The sequence below is a fragment of the Agarivorans sp. MS3-6 genome, assembly GCF_054112545.1.
Window position 1 is genome coordinate 1,120,235 of the sequence record NZ_CM134202.1, and the last position, 20,336, is coordinate 1,140,570.

General features: G+C 44.2%; 15 protein-coding genes. 6 read left to right on the plus strand and 9 right to left on the minus strand.

Translation table 11 applies throughout. The features are described from left to right. Positions 1-23: 23 nt before the first annotated feature. Both ACVFI8_RS05155 and ACVFI8_RS05160 read right to left on the minus strand, forming a co-directional pair. Positions 24-3,809 carry a DUF748 domain-containing protein gene (locus ACVFI8_RS05155; RefSeq protein ID WP_457873240.1) on the minus strand — a complete coding sequence of 1,262 codons (3,786 nt, stop codon included), beginning with the start codon at positions 3,807-3,809 and terminating at the stop codon, positions 24-26. A gap of 30 nt (positions 3,810-3,839) precedes the next feature. Next, positions 3,840-4,466 carry a LysE family translocator gene (locus tag ACVFI8_RS05160; RefSeq protein WP_248714527.1) on the minus strand — a complete coding sequence of 209 codons (627 nt, stop codon included), beginning with the start codon at positions 4,464-4,466 and terminating at the stop codon, positions 3,840-3,842. Positions 4,467-4,747: 281 nt separating this feature from the next. Here ACVFI8_RS05160 and ACVFI8_RS05165 point away from each other — a divergent pair, with 281 nt between their 5' ends. After that, positions 4,748-5,992: a diguanylate cyclase gene (locus ACVFI8_RS05165; RefSeq protein WP_248714526.1), complete on the plus strand. Its 1,245-nt coding sequence runs from the start codon at positions 4,748-4,750 to the stop codon at positions 5,990-5,992. Positions 5,993-6,105: 113 nt separating this feature from the next. On the opposite strand, the gene ACVFI8_RS05170 is transcribed toward ACVFI8_RS05165, so the two are convergent. Next, entirely contained in the window at positions 6,106-9,027 is a 2,922-nt protein-coding gene (locus ACVFI8_RS05170; RefSeq protein WP_248714525.1) for an HD domain-containing phosphohydrolase, read from the minus strand. A gap of 286 nt (positions 9,028-9,313) precedes the next feature. Here ACVFI8_RS05170 and ACVFI8_RS05175 point away from each other — a divergent pair, with 286 nt between their 5' ends. Beyond that, positions 9,314-10,669, plus strand: coding sequence for a DEAD/DEAH box helicase (locus ACVFI8_RS05175; RefSeq protein WP_248714524.1), 1,356 nt, complete (start codon positions 9,314-9,316; stop codon positions 10,667-10,669). 104 nt (positions 10,670-10,773) lie between these two features. Beyond that, complete coding sequence (locus tag ACVFI8_RS05180) at positions 10,774-12,567, plus strand: ABC transporter ATP-binding protein (RefSeq protein ID WP_457873241.1); 1,794 nt, start codon at positions 10,774-10,776, stop codon at positions 12,565-12,567. Here ACVFI8_RS05180 and ACVFI8_RS05185 read toward each other — a convergent pair. The 3 genes from ACVFI8_RS05185 to ACVFI8_RS05195 form a co-directional block, all read right to left on the minus strand. Next, on the minus strand, positions 12,564-13,037 hold the full coding sequence (locus tag ACVFI8_RS05185) for a TIGR02444 family protein (protein ID WP_248714522.1): 474 nt from the start codon (positions 13,035-13,037) through the stop codon (positions 12,564-12,566). The two genes, ACVFI8_RS05180 and ACVFI8_RS05185, sit on opposite strands and share 4 nt — an antisense overlap. 228 nt (positions 13,038-13,265) lie before the next feature. Next, positions 13,266-13,478: a cold-shock protein gene (locus ACVFI8_RS05190; protein WP_248714521.1), complete on the minus strand. Its 213-nt coding sequence runs from the start codon at positions 13,476-13,478 to the stop codon at positions 13,266-13,268. A gap of 272 nt (positions 13,479-13,750) precedes the next feature. Beyond that, entirely contained in the window at positions 13,751-13,993 is a 243-nt protein-coding gene (locus ACVFI8_RS05195) for a DUF3820 family protein (RefSeq protein ID WP_457873242.1), read from the minus strand. A gap of 102 nt (positions 13,994-14,095) precedes the next feature. Between ACVFI8_RS05195 and ppnP the strand changes: the two genes are divergently transcribed. The 3 genes from ppnP (at position 14,096) to ACVFI8_RS05210 (ending at position 16,017) form a co-directional block, all read left to right on the plus strand. Then, positions 14,096-14,377 carry a pyrimidine/purine nucleoside phosphorylase gene (ppnP, locus tag ACVFI8_RS05200; RefSeq protein WP_248714519.1) on the plus strand — a complete coding sequence of 94 codons (282 nt, stop codon included), beginning with the start codon at positions 14,096-14,098 and terminating at the stop codon, positions 14,375-14,377. A gap of 6 nt (positions 14,378-14,383) precedes the next feature. After that, positions 14,384-14,662: a hypothetical protein gene (locus ACVFI8_RS05205; RefSeq protein ID WP_248714518.1), complete on the plus strand. Its 279-nt coding sequence runs from the start codon at positions 14,384-14,386 to the stop codon at positions 14,660-14,662. Positions 14,663-14,829: 167 nt separating this feature from the next. Continuing rightward, complete coding sequence (locus ACVFI8_RS05210; RefSeq protein WP_457873243.1) at positions 14,830-16,017, plus strand: OmpP1/FadL family transporter; 1,188 nt, start codon at positions 14,830-14,832, stop codon at positions 16,015-16,017. A gap of 63 nt (positions 16,018-16,080) precedes the next feature. Here the strand turns inward: ACVFI8_RS05210 and ACVFI8_RS05215 are convergent, their stop codons facing one another. From ACVFI8_RS05215 to phrB, 3 genes are read right to left on the minus strand one after another with little or no spacing between them, the layout of a single operon-like run. After that, positions 16,081-16,485 (minus strand): MerR family DNA-binding protein, encoded by a 405-nt coding sequence (locus ACVFI8_RS05215; protein ID WP_248714516.1) that lies wholly within the window; start codon positions 16,483-16,485, stop codon positions 16,081-16,083. Continuing rightward, positions 16,478-18,829 carry a heavy metal translocating P-type ATPase gene (locus ACVFI8_RS05220; RefSeq protein ID WP_457873244.1) on the minus strand — a complete coding sequence of 784 codons (2,352 nt, stop codon included), beginning with the start codon at positions 18,827-18,829 and terminating at the stop codon, positions 16,478-16,480. The genes ACVFI8_RS05215 and ACVFI8_RS05220 overlap by 8 nt, the downstream gene beginning before the upstream one ends. 58 nt (positions 18,830-18,887) lie before the next feature. Beyond that, on the minus strand, positions 18,888-20,336 hold the full coding sequence (gene phrB / locus ACVFI8_RS05225) for a deoxyribodipyrimidine photo-lyase (protein WP_457873245.1): 1,449 nt from the start codon (positions 20,334-20,336) through the stop codon (positions 18,888-18,890).

Sequence of the window (20,336 nt, forward strand, 5' to 3'; positions counted from 1 at the left end):
ACTTAAGGCAATAGCTATAACGCTTACTCTGCAATAACACTTATGGTAACTAGCATTTTGTCCGCTTGCTTCTCAAGGGCTTGGCGCTCAACAAAGGCACGATCAATCGACAAACCATATTGCTCGGTTAGCGCATCTTTTACAGAAACGGCTCGCTGTTCGGCTAAGCTGGCCACGTCACCCTCTGCTAACTCGATGGTATCCACCAAGCGTTGATACCAAAGACTGTGCAAATCAAGGTTTAACTGTTGAGGGCTTAAGGCTTCTTGCTCAGTCAACTTGAGAGTGATTTGTTGCTTGTCTATATCTCGGCTTGCTTGCTCTAATTGCTGCTGAGCCAGATTAACTAATGCTGTCCGCAAACTACGGTTATCCAGCACAGCACTTAAATCAACAGATTGAACCGGCATATCTAGACCAGAATTGGCAATTAATGTTGTGGCCAGTTGTTGACGCTTTAAGGCGGGAATATCTTGAGACGGTTCTACAGAACCTAGTAAGCTAAGTTTCAATTGAGGCCGTTTTTGCAACGCTACTGCTAAGGTAGAAAGTTGCTTGAGTTGCTCGTCACCCAGCTCACTGCTGCCAGCCACAAAGCTCACTTCATTAAGGGTTTCTTCACTACCAATCAACGAACCAATTAACGCAAAAGGAGAGGTAATGATCTTTTTCAAGGCCCCACCTAACGCTTTAAACACCAATCCTGCAACATTAAAATCAGGGTCATTGACATCACCACTTACCTCAAGGCCTAGGTCAATGACCCCTTGGTCATCTTCTAACAATGCAATCGCCAACTCTACGGGTAATGAAGTCGCCTTATCACTGTCGGTACGTTTGCCCAACTGCAACTGCTCAATGTACACATTGTTGCTACCCTGCAATTGGTTTTGATTGAGTTTATAGGCCAGCGCCAAAGACATTTGGCCGCGCTCTATCACGTAACCGGCATAAGTGCCGGAATACGCATTTAAGCGAGTAAGCTCTAAATGTTTAAAATCTAAGGCCGCATCAAAAGCGGGTTGCGGTGCGAGAGGAGCGACTTCTCCGGCAAATTTTACAGGCGCATAACCATCAACTTCACCGCTTAAACTGACTTTGGCTGGCTGCGTAGGATCTTGACTCAAGGTGCCGATTTTGCCCTCCACTTTTTCAATTTTAGCGGTAAAATTCGGACTTAAAGAATAATCGGCAAAGTCTACCAAGCCTTGGCTAAACTGGGTGCTGGCGATACTCACCTGCCATGGTTTAGCACTGGGTTTTGGCGCATCGCTGTCCACGACTTCTGTTTCTGATTCTGATTCTGATTCTGATTCTGATTCTGTTGATGATTTAACAATTCCCGCTAAGTTTGTAGAAAAATCCTCAGATATTTGAATCAAAAAGTAAGGCTGAATAACATTGAGGTCACCCAACACTAATCGCTGTTTAGCCGTATCTAAGTCCAATTGACTTAAGTTAAATTCAGACCACTTAAGTAAGTCAGACTGGGCACGGGCATCTTTTAAATGCAATTGTTCAATACTTAATGGGCCACGCATGGCGATATCAAAGCCTTGCTGCCAATTAAGCTGCAACTGTTGCTCAGTAGAGAAATCAGCCGACTCCATTTTAAGCTCTGTATAACGGGCCAGATAAGGCTGATAAAATGCCAATCCAAGTTGCTCAACCACTAGCGCTAACTCTGCTTTATGTTGGGCAATGGCTAGCTCTCCTTCAATACTCACTTCGCCCCCTTGCTGGGCTTGCAGGTTCAGGGCAATATTAATAGGTGCACTCAAGCTTGATTCAATATTGTTCACGGTGATTAATGGTGCGGATAACTGATGATTTAATCGCTCCCCAGAGAACGGCTCACTTAAACTAAAACTTGAATTACTGGCCTTTAAAGCATCAATGCTTACCTGCCAACTGGCTTCAAGCTCTTGGCTAGGAGCTAAAGGCTCAGCAGAGATCTTATCTTTAGGTAATTCTACTGCCGTTTCAATAGCAGCAGCGGTACTATCCGGTAAAGGTTGCTCAGCCCCCATTGAGGCATCGCTGGCCGCCAATTGGAGTTGCTCAATGACATCTAGCTTGCCAGCTTCATCAACACTAGCGATAAGGGCCAAGCCCTCACTAGAAATACTGGCGATTGACAGGTCTTGCTTTGCTAACTCAAATCGAATGCCTTCAGCTTTGAGCTGTTTAGCCTCCAACCAAGCGGGCTGCTCGGCTTGCTCAGGAGCAACCAAACTCAGCTCAGATAATTGCAGCACCCCCTGCTCCGAACTAAGCTGAAAAGCATCATCAACAAAATGCATAGCCAATTGACTACTTAAGGCTAACTGGCCACTGTTAATCTGTAGTTGTACAAATGGGTCATACCATTTTTTGAGTTGACTCAAGGCCAAATTATCAAGACTTACTGTGCCTTGTAACCGTTGCTCGGGGCCGTTGAACGTTAGTTCACTGCGAACCGGGCTGGCTTGATACAGTTGCGCCTGCAAAGATAATGCTGTGGTTTGCTGCATGTCGCTAGAAAAGCCACTAATTTGCAGAGAGTCTAAGGTCAAGGGGTGAGTTTTTTTCTGGCCTAACCACGACTCGTTTAACAGTAAATCAAACTGCTTTCCGCTAAAGCCATTTAGGGCAATAACCCAAGGCGGGCTAGACGCTTCGGCCGAGTCAGCTACCGCCCCAGCTTGTGCAGGCTGATTGGTAGACTGCTCAGTATTTTGAGTTTCAGCAAGTAACTTTTCAAAGTGAAACCAAGAAGCCCAATTAAGCTGGGAGTGTTCATCAAAAGCAGCGCTAAACATGCCATCTGACAAGCTAATATCACCAAGGTTAAGAATCTGTTGCTGCAGGTCGAAGGCGATATTGTCTAGCCCAAGTAAAACAAACTCACTGCGAGTCTGTTGCATAGCTTGAACCTCAAAATCACTAATCGACAAATGACCTTGATCAGTTGAAAACTGAAACTGCTCTTTAAAGTCAATCAGGTAATTAGAGCTGAACGTCACTGCACCTTGAGTAATACGTAAATCAGTATAAGGGCGCATAAAAGCAAATGCGTTAGGCAATGGGAACTGTTCTAAAGCGATATTGCCCGAGATTAACGAGGCAGGTAAATCTACATTGCCACTCCAAGACAATCGACCCTGCTCTCCCACTTGCGCGTCGATACTGTAACCATTAGCAGCTTCCCCTGTCTTTTGGGTATAAAAGTCACTCAGTGAAAAATCGATGTTAGAAATGGCAAAATCAACGGCGTCTTCCGGTAAGTAATCACTCACTTTAAACTGGGCATCACGAAGCACAAAAAGGCCAATCCGCAGCCGTGGTACGCTAGCCTCTTGGTCATCGTTACTATCAACTGGTGCTACTTGGCCATCCGAGGGAAATAAACTATCAGTATTTATTGAGCCGTCTTTCAGCCTGCTTAGATGAAAAAACAAACCATCTAACTCAAGTTTTTCAAAATTCCAACTCCAGTAAAATAACGAACTGAGTGTGAAATCTACATACAAGCGGTCAAAGCTAAAAAGATCTTGGTGTTGCTCTGGAGCAATGTCTCGAATAGCAAGCTGTCGTAAGGTCAAAGAAAGCTTTAATGGGTGGTATGCCACTTGCTGCACACTCACAGGGTGGCCACTGATAGCAGAGAGTTGCTTCTCAAGCTGTTGCTTTATCAGCCAGGGCACCAAGCTTAAAGACAAAATAATATAAAGTACGAAAACCGCCACCAAGTAAACCGTAGCTTTTTGCCAGCGATTAACGTCTAGCCAACGTGTTTTTGTTTGCCCGAACCATGCGGCCGCTTTCATAGCACTCCCTTTAGAATATGCAGCTGTATATTACTTCTGACTGCTAAATAGCAAACGAATTCCCAAACTCACTAAAACTAAACCCATAGTTCGGTCAAACCAATGGCCTATCTGCAAAAACTTGGCTCTTACACGTTGAGTACTAAACAACCATGAAACCATCATGAACCACAAAGCGGTAGCGGCGACCATATATATACCATAGCCCAATTGCACTAATGTAGGGGTACTTGGGCTAATCACTACAGTAAATAAAGACAAGAAAAAAAGCGTGGCTTTTGGGTTCAAACCATTAGTCATAAAGCCGCTTAAAAATGCCCCCTTATCACTGAGAACTAAGTTTCTACTCACAGTAATATTGTCAGCATTTTGAGGTTTAGCCCGCAAGCCTTGGATGCCGATCCAAACAAGGTAAGCTGCGCCTAACCATTTAATCAGGTTAAACAGCCAAATAGATTGAGAGATAATCAAGCCAATCCCTAGCAAGCAATAAATAACATGTACCATGATGCCACTCCCGACCCCTAAGGATGTGAAGATAGCGGCTCTGCGGCCAACGGATACGCTATTTTTAAGCACTACAGCTAAGTCTGGGCCGGGTGAAGCCACAGCCAATAGGTGTACCAGTATAACGGTTAAGAATTCAGCCCAATACATCAATGTCCCTCTTGAAAAAACAAACCTTTATGTCTTAGCATAGTGCAAAGTTATAATACTCTGGCGCAAATAAAAATCGATAGTAATTTTGTTATAAATCATAAAACTATTTTATTACTAAGCACGTAAATTTAATCTAAAACCTGCCGATAAGTTAACGACTAGGATATAGCTACCATCAAAGTAGTTAAGCCATATTTGCAATACTCATCGAGCTTATACCTCAGCTTAAAGTGAGCCTTTGTTCTACAATTAAACGAGACTAATTGGGAAAGTACTATATGCAAAAAGTTCTTATCGTCGAAGACAGCCCTACAGTGTTGAAAATTCTCAGCCATTTATCTTCACGCCTGAACGATTTAGAGCCCGTATTTGCCTCTAGCTTAGCGCAAGCCAAGCTTGCCTATTTTGAAGAACCCGATAACTACTTCGCAGCCCTCGCAGATTTCAATTTACCCGATGCTCCCAATGGCGAGTTAATCGATTTTTTGCTAGAGCAAGGCCTCCCTACTGTTGTGCTGTCCGGTTCATTTGATGAACAAACTCAATCACTATTGATCATCAAAGGTGTGGTGGATTACGTATTGAAAGAAGGCCGATATTCTTACGAACTGGCTTTTGATTCCATCAATCAACTCCATCAGAATCGCCATACAAAAGTACTGGTGGCTGAAGACTCAGATCTCGCAAGAAAACACATTTGTGGTTTATTGCATCGTCATTTGTTTCAAGTGATAGAAGCCACTGATGGCCTTCAAGCTTACCAATACTTACAACAAGACCCAGAGATTAAGTTGTTAATCAGTGACTACCAGATGCCAAATATGGATGGTTTCGAATTAGTCCAAAAAATACGACATGAAATGGGCCAGCGTCGACTGAGCATTTTAGGGCTGTCATCTGCCGATAATGCCACTGTTTCAAGCAAATTCATTAAGAATGGCGCAAACGATTACCTACATAAACCCTTCTCAATTGAAGAATTTCAATGTCGAGTTAATCACAGCTTACATACCCTAGCCCTAGTAGAAAGACTCGAAAAAGCAGCCTATCAAGATTACCTAACTAAAATACCCAATCGCCGCTACTTCGTTGAGCACGGTCGAAAATTACACCAAACGGCGCACGACAAAAATAGCCAACTAGCCGTGGCGGTGCTGGATATTGATCATTTCAAAAACTTTAACGATCAACATGGTCATGAAGCCGGAGACGCCGTTCTGAGCCACTTTTCTGCAATGATGAAATTAGGTTTAGCTAACTTTTTATTTGCCAGAACCGGCGGCGAAGAATTTAGTGTAGCGTTCGCCGGCTTAAATAACGAGCAAGCTTACCAACTGCTCGATGCATTTCGAGCTAAAGTGGCGGCGACCCGCTTTACCTATAATGATATACCGCTATCTATCAGCGTTAGTATTGGCGTAACCAATCAACTACAAGAACATCTAGAAGCCCAATTACACCATGCCGATGAGCGACTGTATAACGCAAAAAGTGCAGGGCGTAATATCGTTGTTGGTGATTAAAGCTTTAGTTAAAGACTGCTAAATATTGCTGAACAGTCTTTACTAAACCCATAAACAGAGCACCAAAGGCTGTGGCTATAAAGGCTTAGGTATAAACAGCATAGTCACCGCACTTAAGCTTCTTCAGGTAAATAGTCCTCGATGTTTACCGTATCTATTTGCTCCGGTTTCAGATATAAATTGGCGTATTCGAGATATACCCCCGACTGTAAAAACAAACGGAAAATATCTGAATCGATATGTTGGTCCTTACACATAAAATGCATAATTTTTAGCGACTGACTTAAACTCTTGCCTTTTTTGTAAGGCCTATCTACCGCCGTTAAAGCTTCAAATATATCGGCAACCGCCATCATTCTTGCCGTAGCTGGCATTTGTTCCTTAGTCAGCTGCATTGGGTAACCACTACCATCCATTTTTTCATGGTGCCCGCCTGCAATCTCAGGAACTCTACGTAAATGGTCGGGAAAGGGAAGTTTATCTAACATAATGATCGTTTGCACAATGTGATCATTGATTTTATAACGCTCTTCTTCAGTTAAGGTGCCACGGGCAATACTGAGGTTATACAACTCACCGCGATTATATTTATATTCCGGCACCTTAAGTTTGAAACCCCAAGGGTTATTCTCCGCAATCTTCTCATCTTCCCGTCGAAAAACAATATGCTCGGCCTTATCGTCTAACAGTTTCTCTTCTATTGGCAGCGTGTGCTGCACTGAGCTACGGCGGTCTAACTCCATGTGTGACAGACCTAAGCGGTCGTCGATGGTTCGCAGCCAGGTGCGTTGTGCTATTTCATGTAAACGCTCAATATCGGCTTGCCCCATAAACTCACCACCTATATTAGATTGAGCTACAAAGGCAAACTCTTCATCTAGCTGTCGTAAGTGCGCATCCAAAATTGCATGCAATGATGCCTGCTGCGCCTCATCAATGCCTTTGGCTACTTCTTGCCAGTAGTTTAACTGGGCGTCGCGTTTTAATACTTCAAAACGCATTCTCACTTCATGGATCCGGTCATAAATTGTTTCTAACTTGGTCGCTTTATCAACCACATATTCAGGCGTAGTCACTTTGCCACAATCATGCAACCAACTGGCAATATAGAGCTCTTCCCACTGGTCATCGCTCATGGTGAAATCTGAAAATGCTCCATGTTGTTGCTCTACCGCGGCGCTAGCCAGCATTTTAGTGAGCTCAGGTACGCGTTGGCAGTGTCCGCCCGTATAGGGTGACTTAGCATCAATCGCACCAGCGGTCAGTTTGATGAATGCTTCCAGTAGGTGTTTCTGTGATTCAATGAGGTGTCGGTTTTCAATCGCGATGGTAACCACACTGCTTAAGGCATCAATAAACGACATGATCCGTGCTGACACCGTGACAGTTTCAAAGCTAAAGCTCGCGATCATCCCCACCAGTTTTCCATCGCGGTTAATCATAGGGCAAACAACTAAGTTGAGTTTTTTGCCTTCATGTTCAAACTGCTTAAACTTCGTTTCGGCAGTGCTAGTAGCATCTAAAAGGTGCTTCAACAAAGGCTGAGATAAACTATCACTATCAACAAACTGTTTAGGCAAAGAAAGTTCATCTGGCGAGGGCGTTTGCAATACAAACTGTTGATCGTGCACTAACCAAATTGCACCATTGCTCATCCCCAAGACCGTTTGCATCTCTTGAACACTTTTCTCTAATAAGCGGCTAAAGTTATCTTCTTCGCCCAACATCGTTGAAACATCTGCAAATTGCTGAATGGTCACCTTCAGTTTTTCGGTAATTTTACTCAGTTGATGCACTTCTAATACAATGGAATTAACCGGCTTAGTTGCGTCAAAATCGAAGGCCATTATGGCTTCATTTTGATTCATTAACTCTCGAAGTGGTTTAGCGACAAGTCTTGATACGTACCAGGCAATAGGAATCGAAATTAAGACAATAAAAATATTAAAAATTATCGACTGATCCCGCGCCGTTCTGGCTTCCATTAATATTTCATCCTCGGGTGAGGCTAAGCCTAGGTAAAGCCTATTTAGCGATAAATGTTCACGTTCTGATTTGACATCTAGGGTCAGATTGATGATTTGGCCAATCCAATCCTCCTCCTTTCCCTCAATAATAAAACTATCGGCATTGCCACTTTCTGTATGGCTAGCCAGTTGAGAAAGTAAACCAAAATCTTGTTGGTCAAGACGCGGTAATACCACCCCTTGTTCGTCAATCTGCAGGTGCTCAGCGATCCAAGAAGGATTTTGGTGCGCGATAACTGAATAGTCTTCATCAAACATCACTAACTGAGAAGAGCGACTAATTAAATTATTGTTTAAACTTTTGGAGACGCTGGCAAGCGTAATATCGGCGCCGACCACCATATCGCGGTCGTTGTTAGCGTGGGCAAAGGTAACACCAACTTCTTTGGTGGTATAAAAAACATAGGGGTCGGTAGCCACTAAGTCTGACTGTTCCATGGCCAATTGGTACCAAGGGCGCTCTCGCGGGTCCAGCTGATACTCCCGCGAAACAAGGTCGACTAAGGGCTTCAATTGTTCATCGAAAAAGTCGTAGCTCGATATACCATCAACCACTTTAGTGACTAATACTACAGCCCCCTCGGGCGCGTTCACTACCCCCCTTTTGGCTTCAGTGTTTAGTGGCCTAACTAGATAAAAATCCCCATCGGCATAACCCATATACACCGCAGATAAACTACGTTGTTGGCTCAAGGCTGAATAGAGCATTGGTAACCAGCTATGTTGTTCACTATCAAGCTGCTGCATAGATAGATTCATCGTTGCCAAGCTATGCACAAAGTTCTGAGCAGGGTACATGATCCCTTCAAGTTCAGACACCGTTGCACGCCCCACTTGTTGCAAAGCTCGCGCTTGGTTCTTGGCAACAATATCGCTGGTATGGAGATAATTTAAGGTGCCGATCACCAAACCACTAGCGATAAGCATTAAGATCATCACGCTGACTAAATGAAGATGGAAAGAGAACCTACGTTTTGATTTAAGCTTATCCTCTGAAACATCAGCCATTTCCAGTCCTTTGATTATGCTTAATATTAATAATCTCACTATGGCAAGACAGACCCTTATAGGCAAGTGGAAACGTTTATTTCTTGAGCTTTCATCGTTAAAGTCGATCTGCCCATGATGCTCATGTAAGGCTGGTCATTGACGGGGGTCTTCACTGAATAACACGGTTTACCATTTCAATTGGCATGAAACCAAGATTAAAAAGCAATTAAGCCTGAATCCTTAATGTGAGCGTAGCCATTTACGGTTATAATCTGAGTCACATTTATCATTTGAGAGTAACAACTTGCAGTTTTCTGAATTTGGCTTAGATCCTCGCTTAAACAAAACCATTGAACACTTTGGCTTCGCCGAAGCTACCGAGATACAAACCAGAGCTATCCCGGCAGCAATGGCAGGCAAGGATCTGCTAGCGTCTTCAAAAACAGGCTCAGGCAAAACCTTGGCTTACCTGCTTCCCGCTATGCAGCGAATGTTGAAAACTCGAGCGCTCTCTAAGCGAGACCCACGAACCCTTATTTTGACGCCAACCCGAGAGCTAGCAAAACAAGTGTTTGCTCAACTGCGTCTGCTGGTAGCCAATACCCAGACGCGCGCTTGTTTAATTAGCGGTGGCGAAAACTTTAACGACCAAAGCAAGGTGTTACGTAAAGACCCGCACATCATTGTTGCGACTCCCGGCCGGTTGGCTGATCACCTAAGTAAGCGTCATTTATATCTTGAGGGTTTAGAGTTGCTGATCCTAGATGAAGCAGACCGAATGCTAGATTTAGGTTTCTCAGAACAGCTTAACATCGTTAATCAAGCGGCAAATCACCGTAAACGCCAAACCTTGATGTTTTCAGCAACCCTTGATGATGCCGCCATTAACTCATTTGCTTTGAAGTTACTTAATGAACCAGAACGAATCGCTGTAGGCTTTAGTTTCACTCAGCATCAAGATATCAGCCAACACTTTGTTCTCAGTGATAACTTAGACCAAAAACAGCTTCAGTTGAGCCAACTGCTAAAGCAAGATCAACTGAAACAAGCCATTGTTTTTACCGCAACTCGCGCCGATACCCAGCGTTTAGCCGACGCCTTTAATCAGCAAGGTTTAACGTGCTCAGCGCTTAACGCAGACTTAAGCCAAGGTGCTCGCAACAAAATCATGGATGAGTTTAGTCGAGGTCATCAACAAGTCTTGTTTACCACCGACTTAGCCTCGCGAGGGCTAGACATTGTTCAGGTATCACACGTGATTAACTTCGACATGCCCAAGCATGTTGAAGAATATGTGCACCGCATTGGCAGAACCGGTCGAGCAGGAAACCTTGGAAAAGCCTATTCCTTGGTTGGACCAAAAGATTGGAATAGCTTTAAGAGCTTAGAGGCCTTACTAGAACAAAAAGTCGAATTTACAATACTAGAAGGTGAAGGCCTAGCGGCTAAGTTCAAAGGCTTACGCGCCCCTACCAAAAAACAAGCCCAGCTAAAAGCGAAACCAAACAAAAGCAAAAAGCGCAGCAGCGTGAAAAAAGATAAGCCGGTTAAAGCCAACCGCACCTTTGACGTTGGAACAGATATGGGGGATGCCCCCATTGTTCGCCAAAAGAAAGCCATCAATCCCATCGATATTGATAGCGACGACATCGAAGAATAATCTTCAAGCCGCAGCTAAACGATTAGCTGCGGCAACGCTAGCTTTTTCATGTCAGTCTTCGTAGACTTAGCTTATCGCAAATGAAAAAGATTCTTATTTAACTTATGAACTCAGGCTCAGCCTCTCCCGCTTTTACTTGGGCAACTATTCGCCAACAAATTTTTCAATATAAGAAACCCTTGGTATACGCTCACCTCATCGCCATTTTAGCGACTTTAGTCAGTGTACCTATTCCATTAATGATGCCGTTATTGGTAGACGAAGTACTGCTTAACCAACCCGGCAATGCAATTGCAATGATGCAAAATCTACTGCCAGAGGTGTGGCATAAACCCACCGGCTACATCCTCACCATCTTGGCGGTGGTAATTAGTTTGCGTTTGTTGTCACTGATAGTCGGGGTACTGCAATCTCGACAATTCACTTTTATCGGCAAACAAATCAGCTTTTTGATTCGCCAACGCCTGGTTGAGCATTTACCCAAGGTAGAACTTCGAGAATATGAAACTCAGGGGTCTGGCGGGATCAGTGCCCGTTGTATTACTGATGTTGAAACCCTCGATAAATTTATCAGTGAAAGCCTGTCGAAGTTTTTGGTCGCTTTGTTCACCATTATCGGCACCGCGGCCATTTTATTATGGATAGACTGGCAGTTAGGTTTAATAATTCTGCTATTAAACCCTGCGGTTATTTATTTCTCTCGATCGTTTGGCAAGCATGTTAAAGAGCTAAAGAAAAAAGAAAATGCTGCTTTTGAGTCTTTCCAGCTAGCACTGATTGAAACGCTAGATAGTATCCAACAGCTCCGAGCGACTCAGCGTGAAGGGCATTATTTTGCTCGCGTCGTCAGCGCTGCCAGTGAGTTAAAAGATCACGCTATTTCGTCGCACTGGAAAACCGATGCGGTAAACCGCTTAAGCTTTACCATCTTTTTAGTAGGTTTCGAAATATTCCGCGCTATCGCCATGTTAATGGTGGTTTTTTCAGACTTAACTGTTGGGCAAATTTTTGCTGTATTTGGCTACCTATGGTTTATGATGGGTCCCGTACAAGAAATCCTCAGCATCCAATACAGCTATTTTAGCGCCAATGCAGCCATGGCTAGGCTCAACCAATTATTCGAGCTGAAACAAGAGCCCCATTACCCTTGTGAAGTCGACCCTTTTGCCAGCAAGCAAAATTTTGATATTCAATTTAAAGACGTCAATTTTAGCTACACCCCTGACTCACCAGTACTCAAGAACATTAGCCTTGTGCTACCAGCGGGTAAGAAGGTAGCTATTGTCTCAGTAAGTGGTGGCGGAAAATCTACCCTGGTTAACTTATTGCTGGGCCTCTATCAAAAGGATAGTGGCCAAATACTCCTTGATGACACGCCAATAGAAAAAGTCGGCTATGCCGCTATTCGAAGCAATGTTGCCACCGTGCTTCAACAGCCGATCCTGTTTAATACCACCATAAGAGAAAATCTTAATATGGGCAAACAGCATAGCGATGAAGAATTGTGGCAAGCTTTAAGCTCAGCCGAGCTTAAAGCAACAACTGAAAAGCTACCAAACCAACTAGATACAGTCGTTGGCCGCAGTGGCGTGCGTTTATCGGGGGGGCAAAAACAACGCTTAGCCATAGCCAGAATGATTTTAGCTAAACCGCAAGTGGTGATTTTAGATGAAGCGACCTCAGCGTTAGATACCGACACCGAAGCTAAGTTACACCACAATTTACAGCGCTTTTTAAGTAATCGCAGCACTTTAATCATTGCCCATCGCTTAAGTGCGATTAAACAGGCCGATTTAATTTATGTACTTGATGACGGAGAAATTAGTCAAGTTGGCGAACACCAAGACTTGATTGAACAGGCAGGCCTATATAAAACCCTTTATCAACATCAAAACTAAGCAGACTGCTGGCTAGCCATGCTTATGCTGTTTAGGTATTGAGAGGCTGCATCTATTTGTTCGAGGTAGTCTTTGAGGGCTGCCTCAGCAGATTGACCGCCTGGGTGGCGTTGTTGGCTTAGCACTAGTAAGTGCTGCTGACGACGCTCTAACTTTAATTCATGTTTAAGTAATAATTGATATTGAGTATCACTAAGGTGAGGTTTCATCGCTCGCCGATGCAAGCGAAACGCTGTTAGCTTATGTTCGCTACAGCGGATATGAGTGAGTAAAAGCTCTAAATTAACCGTCCAAGATTGCTGTTGGCAAAAACTCAACCACAATAATAAGTTCACATTTCGGTGGTGTTTATCTTGTAAGCATAAACATAGCTTTTTGACCTCAGGGGCCGAATAAACTTGCTTAGAGAAATGCCAAAACCGATCCGCTACACTTTGTAATCTCGGAACTAAAGATGAATTTAAAACCACAAGCTAGGTTACTCCACAGCAAACTTAATAAAACATGCTAATTTGGCGCTATGACGACATAGAACGCTTCTAGAATATTTAAGTTTAAGAGTCAGCAGCTTAACAAAGCCCCTAGGCCGCTGACAACAGTATCACTATCGGACCTTAGTCTAAGCTGTAAAGAAAAAAAAACGCCATCTGGTGCAGATCGCGTTTTTGACTGAAACTGTGAAACGGTGAAACTAAAACTTATAAAGGCGTTACATTTTCAGCTTGAGGGCCTTTCTGACCCTGTACAACGTCGAAGGTTACCGCTTGGCCTTCAGCCAAAGTGCGACGACCGTCACCGTTGATAGCGCGAAAGTGAACAAATACATCTGGACCTTTTTCTTGCGCAATAAAACCAAAACCTTTCTCGTCATTGAACCATTTAACGGTTCCTGATAATCCCTGACCTGACATTATCGTCCTCTCATATTTCGTGTGTAAATTAACGTATTAGCTAGGCAAGCCAGCGACAAAAAGTTAACCACACCTAAAACTAGATAGGCCAAAACCTTTGGAATATCAACAAGCATTGCTACAGCGACTCATACTATCTACTAAATACTCAGTAATTTCACCCCTTAATCATATATTTAATATTAAATTTTGATTAAAGTTCTCAATAAAAGCACTTAGAAACAATACGCTAGCAAAGAGCTGTGTGAAAAACAACCAGATATAGGCGAAAATTACTGCTCTTTTTTGTCCATTAGAGGCCAAATGATCTTTTCCAAACCCGCAATTTGAATCTCTAAAGCGAGTGCCATCAACTGACCTAATTCACCCGCGGGAAAACCATCATTATTAACAAACCACAATAAATACTCCTCAGGCAGTAGTATAATGGCTCGGCCCGCATACTTACCAAAAGGCATTTTATGGCGGGCAACTTTAAGTAACATTGCCTTATCGAAAGGTTCATTAGCATTCATAGGGTGCTCATTCATTGTGCATTCAACCAAGAGATAGATCCAAATAGCGTCACATTATGCTAGCCTGCTCTTTTCTACAATCACTTCAAACAAGGAAATTTGATGTTACAGAGTAATGAGTACTTTAATGGACAAGTAAAATCTATCGGTTTTGCAGGTAGAGAAAAACCATCATCGGTTGGCGTTATGGCCGCGGGCGAATATGAATTCGGTACCGCCGAACCTGAACTCATGGTCGTAGTAGCCGGTGAGTTGATTGTTAAGCTACCCGGTGAAAGTGATTGGACAAGCTATAAAGACGGTGAGCAATTTAATGTCCCCGGCAACGCTAAATTTCAATTAAAAGTACCCACTGAAACCGCTTATTTGTGCGTCTACGGCTAAACCAAAATGTTGAAGAAAGATCCAGAGACCCTGCTAAAAAAACGCCCTCAATTGTTTCATTCAGAAAACATTAAGGTGTCCTCGCATGTTCAACGTGAAGAGCAGGACTGGATCTTACATACCCTAATGATTAGCGGCCATGATGTGCCGTTCATTTACAAACGTAAGCAACGTTATCAAGACTTAACTGGGGCTAGAGTTAACCTCAGTTACTATCCTAGCGTACAAAAACGCGCGGGCTTTGATTTTGAAATAATGAAAGTGGTCCGCTTGCGCCGCAGTTAATCACTTCACTCTCTTTAAGCATTGACTATTTCTCCGCCGCAAGAAGACAACTTAAATCACTTTTTACCATTTATTGATACATTGTGTGATAAATAAGCACTGCTAAATCTCATTCCTTTACACTCCCCGCGCACTTCAAAATTACTATCGATTGTAAAGGCTATTTCATGAAACAAACTATCCAAATAGTGCTGTTTGGCTTAATGCTAAACGGCTTTTCAGCGAATCTTTTTGCTGGCGGCTTTCACCTACCTCAGGCAGCATATGCCAACTTAGGCACCGCCGGCGCGGGTGATGGTGTCTACCGAGATTCGGCGGCGGCTATTTGGTCCAACCCCGCCATTATGTCCTTTATGGAACAAGATCTATTTACCGTGAATGGCTTAGCCTTAAATCTATCTAATACCTATTATGATAGCCAAAACGCATCAGATAACTCTAGAGACTCTGGTGGATGGCTAGGCGCTGTCGGCTTATTTTATAATAAAACCTTAAATGAACAGTGGGCTGCAGGCATAGCAATTACGACCATTGGCGGTGCCGCATTAGACTATGGATCGGGCTGGAAAGGCTCTACTCAAGTGGTAGATACAAGCTTAATAACATTTCAAATTAACCCCTCAGTGAGTTACAAAATTAATAATCAGCTATCACTTGCTGCCGGTATGCAGGTCAACTACGCATCGGTAGATATGAGTACTCAATTGATAGGGCAACCCTTAGCAATGACCCCCACTAGTGATTGGGCATTGGGTTACAATTTAGGTGCAGTCTATCAATTTAACCAAGACACAATAGCAGGCTTAAGCTATCGCTCTAAGTTAGAGCATCAATTTAACGACAGTGTGAGTTACCTCAATCAAGTCGCCGACTATTCAATGAGAATCGATGCCGTTGCTTTTGCTCGTGCAGATCTAAGCCATCAGCTTAATTCGCAATGGGGAGTATTTAGCACCCTATCTTGGTACCAGTGGAGTGATTTCGACACTACCGAGATCATCATCGCTTCTTCTGATCAAAGCATCGCCAGAAACTGGCAAGATACTTGGGCATTAGCACTAGGTACAGACTATCAAATCAACGATAACTGGCGCTTAAAGCTAGGCGTTTCTTACGAAACGTCACCGTTAGATGAAGCGCAATTTCAATCACCAGATCTACCGGTAGATCGCCAAATTCGTTATTCTGTAGGTCTGAGGACGACTATCAATCAAGTGCCCGTGGACTTGTTTTACGAATACTCTGACGCAGGAACCCCGGGTATTAACCAAGACAACCAACTATTACCAGGCAACAACCTACATGGTCATTTTGATATGTATCTTCATTTCCTAGGCTTTGCGGTGAGCTTCTAACTATAATGAAACCTAGGATAACCATCGCTTACCCTAGGTTTCATCTAAGCCCGCATGTTAAGACTATTTTTCTAAGCCTTGACCACTGGCTAAGCCTTCGATAATTGGACAATCTGGCCGTTGGCCACCTTGACAACACTCCACCACCACCGCCAAACTGTGGTGCAATTGCTGTAATTGTTCAATACGCTGCTCTATTTCCAGTAAATGTTGCTGAGCAATCTTTTTTACTTCTCCGGCACTTCTTTGTTTATCAACATACAACGACAACAGCTGCTTGCTTTGGGGTAGGCCAAACCCTAACTGCCGACAATTGGCAAGAAATTGCAAATGGGCAATCTGCTCGGCGCGATAATAGCGGTAGCCATTATCGGCCTTAAGGGCTTCGACTAAACCAATGTCATGGTAGTAACGCACGGTTTTTACCGACAAACCACAACGCTTTGCCATTTCACCAATTTTATACATCACGCACCCCTTGCCAGTAGTTTAAACGTACAGCATTACTAACTACACAGGCCGAGCTCAAAGCCATTGCAGCCCCGGCCAGCGCGGGATTAAGTAAGCCCATGGCCGCAATTGGCACCCCTATCAGGTTATACACAAAAGCCCAAAACAAATTTTGTTGTAGTGTTTGCCAAGTGCGCTTGGCTAGCGCAATCGCCTGCGCTATCAGCAAAGGATCATCACGCATCAATACTACATCGGCGCTGTTTAAGGCTATATCACTTCCGCCGCCCATTGCGATACCAACATCAGCCTGCGCAAGGGCTGGCGCATCATTGACACCATCACCGACCATCATTACCACACCGCTGCCTTGCAGCTGCTTAACGTGCTGTAACTTGTGTTCAGGGAGTAACTCAGCTTGCCAGTCGCTAATCCCCATTTTATTGGCGAATTCCTCTGTCACGCCCTCAGCATCACCACTAAGCATATGTACTTCAAGTTTTAATCGATGCAAGGCTTTTACGGTAGCTTTTGCATTGGCTCGCTCAACATCAGCCAGACCAAGTACCGCCAAGACCGCTTCAGGTTTCGCCACAAACACAACCGTTAAACCATGTTGTTGCCATTGTTTAGCTAGTTGCAACTGCGGCTCACTCAACGCTAAGTCTTGCTGCTCGATAAAGCCTTGGTTTCCGATAAATAATAAACCTGCGTGCTCACCACTGATTTGCGCTTCAATGCCTGCCCCAGGATAACTATTAAAATGGTCTAAAGGTAATAGCTTAGCGGGATCGACCTTGGCTAACATTGCCGAGGCTAAAGGGTGCTGACTGCCCTGCTGAGCACTAGCACATAACACTAACAACTGCGCGTCACTCAGGTCACTATCGTTATGAATATTCACCAGTTTCGGTTTGCCTTGAGTAAGAGTTCCTGTTTTATCCAGCACCACTTTGGTTACTTGATGACTGCGCTCTAAGGCTTCGATATTGCGATACAAGATACCCAGCTTTGCGCCCCTTCCCGTGCCCGCCACTAATGCCGTGGGCGTCGCTAAGCCCAAAGCACAAGGGCAAGCAATGACCAATACCGATACCGCCGCCACGATCCCTTGCGCAAAGTCACCCAGCATACTCCACACCACTAACGTGCTTAAGGCTATCAACAAAATACTCGGCACAAAATAATGGCTTATTTTATCAACCAAACCTTGAATAGGCGCTTTACCTGATTGCGCCTCGTTGACCAATTGAATGATTTTATTAAGGGTACTGTCTTTATTTTCGGCGCTCACAGTGACTTGCAATAAACCTGAGCCATTCAAACTGCCAGCCAAGACTTTATCGCCTACTTGCTTGGTTAAGGGTTTGCTTTCACCAGTGATCACCGCTTCAGACACTTCACTGCTTCCCCAGTGCACCTGTCCATCAGCGGGTAGTACTTCACCAGGCTTAATCAATAATCGATCACCTAGCGCTAAACGCTCTACGGCTATTGACTCGGCGATACCTTGAGCGTTAATTCGAGAAGCGAGTTTAGGGCTTAAATTCACCAGCTCTGCAATATTTTTAGCGGCTTGCTGCTTGGCGTTTTGCTCTAAGTGTTTACCCACCAATACTAAACTAATGATCACTGCAGCGGCTTCAAAATAAAGATGCCCCCCCGCCCCACTTAACCACAAATACAGGCTGTACAAATAAGCGGTGGATGTTCCCATCACCACTAAGGTATCCATGGTGCTGGTGCGATGTTTTAGCGCTAGCCAAGCTCCCCGGTAAAAAGGGGCAGCAAGCCAAAACTGTACCGGCGTAGCCAATAACCACTGCCATACAGCTGGCAAATGTAGTTGGCTAAACAACATCGGTAATACTAGTGGGATAGACAAAAAAAGGCTGGTGATTAGCCGCCAAGGCAAGGCCTTGGCTTGAGCTTTGGGTATGTTTTCGCTTTGCAAAGCCACTTTAAAACCACAGCGTTCAACCGCTTGTTTCACTGCTGCCAAATACTGCGCATCAGGAAGGACTTCAACACTGAGCTGATTGAGCGCTAGGTTAACCGCAACCTTGTCAACGCCATCTAGTTTGTTCAGTGCCGTTTCAAGTTTGGCCACACAGCTGGCACAATTTAGCCCTTCTATTTTCAGCGTATGCTGCTCAAAGGGTATCTCAAAGCCAGCATCGCTAAGCTGCTGCCGCAGTGCAATCAGCACCCCGCTTTGATTGGTGGATAAGCGCACCTTGTTTAAGGCTAAGTTTACCGAGCTATCTAACACCGCGGTTTGTTGTTTTAAGATAGCGTCTACTTTTGATACACAAGAAGCACAGCGCAACCCTTGTAAAGGAAACTCCAATGTAATGCTCATCACCTACTCCACCAGTCAGCATGCAGAGTATAGTGTAAAGTCTCCTACAACTGGAGGGTCAAGTGCTTTTTTTAGCCTGTTCAAACAAGCTCAATGCTAATTTACGCTGAATCGCGTGATCCACTATCGGCAGTGGATAAGCCAATCTGTGCCCATTTTTTTCAGCCCAACTATGCGGTTGATGGACTTTTTTACCGGGAATGTCGCTAAGCTCAGGAACCCAATGGCGAACAAAATCGCCATTGGGGTCAAAACGTTGCGCCTGAGTGGTGGGGTTAAATATACGAAAATAAGGCTGAGCGTCGGTGCCTGTTGATGCGGCCCACTGCCATCCTCCGTTGTTGGAAGCAAAATCACCATCAATTAAATGCTGCATAAACCAGCGCTCGCCTTCGCGCCAATCAATCAACAGATCTTTAGTTAAAAAACTGGCCACAATCATACGCAGGCGGTTATGCATCCAACCGGTATATTTAAGTTGGCGCATCGCCGCATCGATAATAGGGTATCCCGTTTGCCCTTGTTGCCATGCTTGTAATAGATGAAGGTCTTGTTGCCAAGCAATAGATTGAGTCCACGCCAAAAAGGCCTCGCCTTTACATAACCTGGGATTGACCGCAATTAAGTGGCGATAAAACTCTCGCCAAACAATTTCACTTAACCAAGTAAACGCTCCTCCTTCTTGCGCGTCTAAGCAGTGAGGATGGTCGAGATAAATCCGCGCTAAACATTGGCGTGGAGACAACATCCCCAAGGCTAAATAGGCGGACAAGTTACTGGTCGCAGCCAAGGCTGGGAAATCACGATCTTGCTTATAATCGGCCGCTTTACTGGCGCTAAAATCACGTAACTGTTGAATAATCGAGGGGTCATCACAAGCCCATTTGCTGCTATCAGCTCGTTCATAGGAACAAGGTGGTAGTGGCGTGTTGTTTTTCAACAACGCTAAAAATGCTTCAGGAAGGAGCGCTTGATCAATCGCTGCAGGCGCAGCAATGGGACTAAATTCTCGTTCTGTTAAGCCTGACACCCACGTTTTTCGAAAGGGAGTGAATACCTTAAAATTTTCTCGGTTTTTAGTCAGCACACTGCCCGGCGGCATGACACATTCACCATGATATTGCAGCAAACTCACGTTGTTAGAACTTAAGGCACTCAATACCGCATTGTCGCGCTGCTGCTCATTAAGTTCGTATTGGTAATGACAGTGTACATCGCTAATTTGGTACTGCTGGCAAAGCTCGGTTAAACACCGCGGCACATGATTGAAACTGTCAATTTCAACCACCAATAATGGGATATTGAGTAAGGCTAAATCTTGCTGTAGTTGCGCCAAACGACGCATGATTAAATCAGCTTGAATGGGGGCTAAGTGATGTTGTTTCCATTGATGTCGGCACACAAGATAAACCGCTAATACCGGCTTACCGCTAGCGACTGCGGTAGTTAAGGCCTGGTTGTCTTTAGTTCGTAAATCATTTCGAAACCATACTAATTGCTTGCTCAT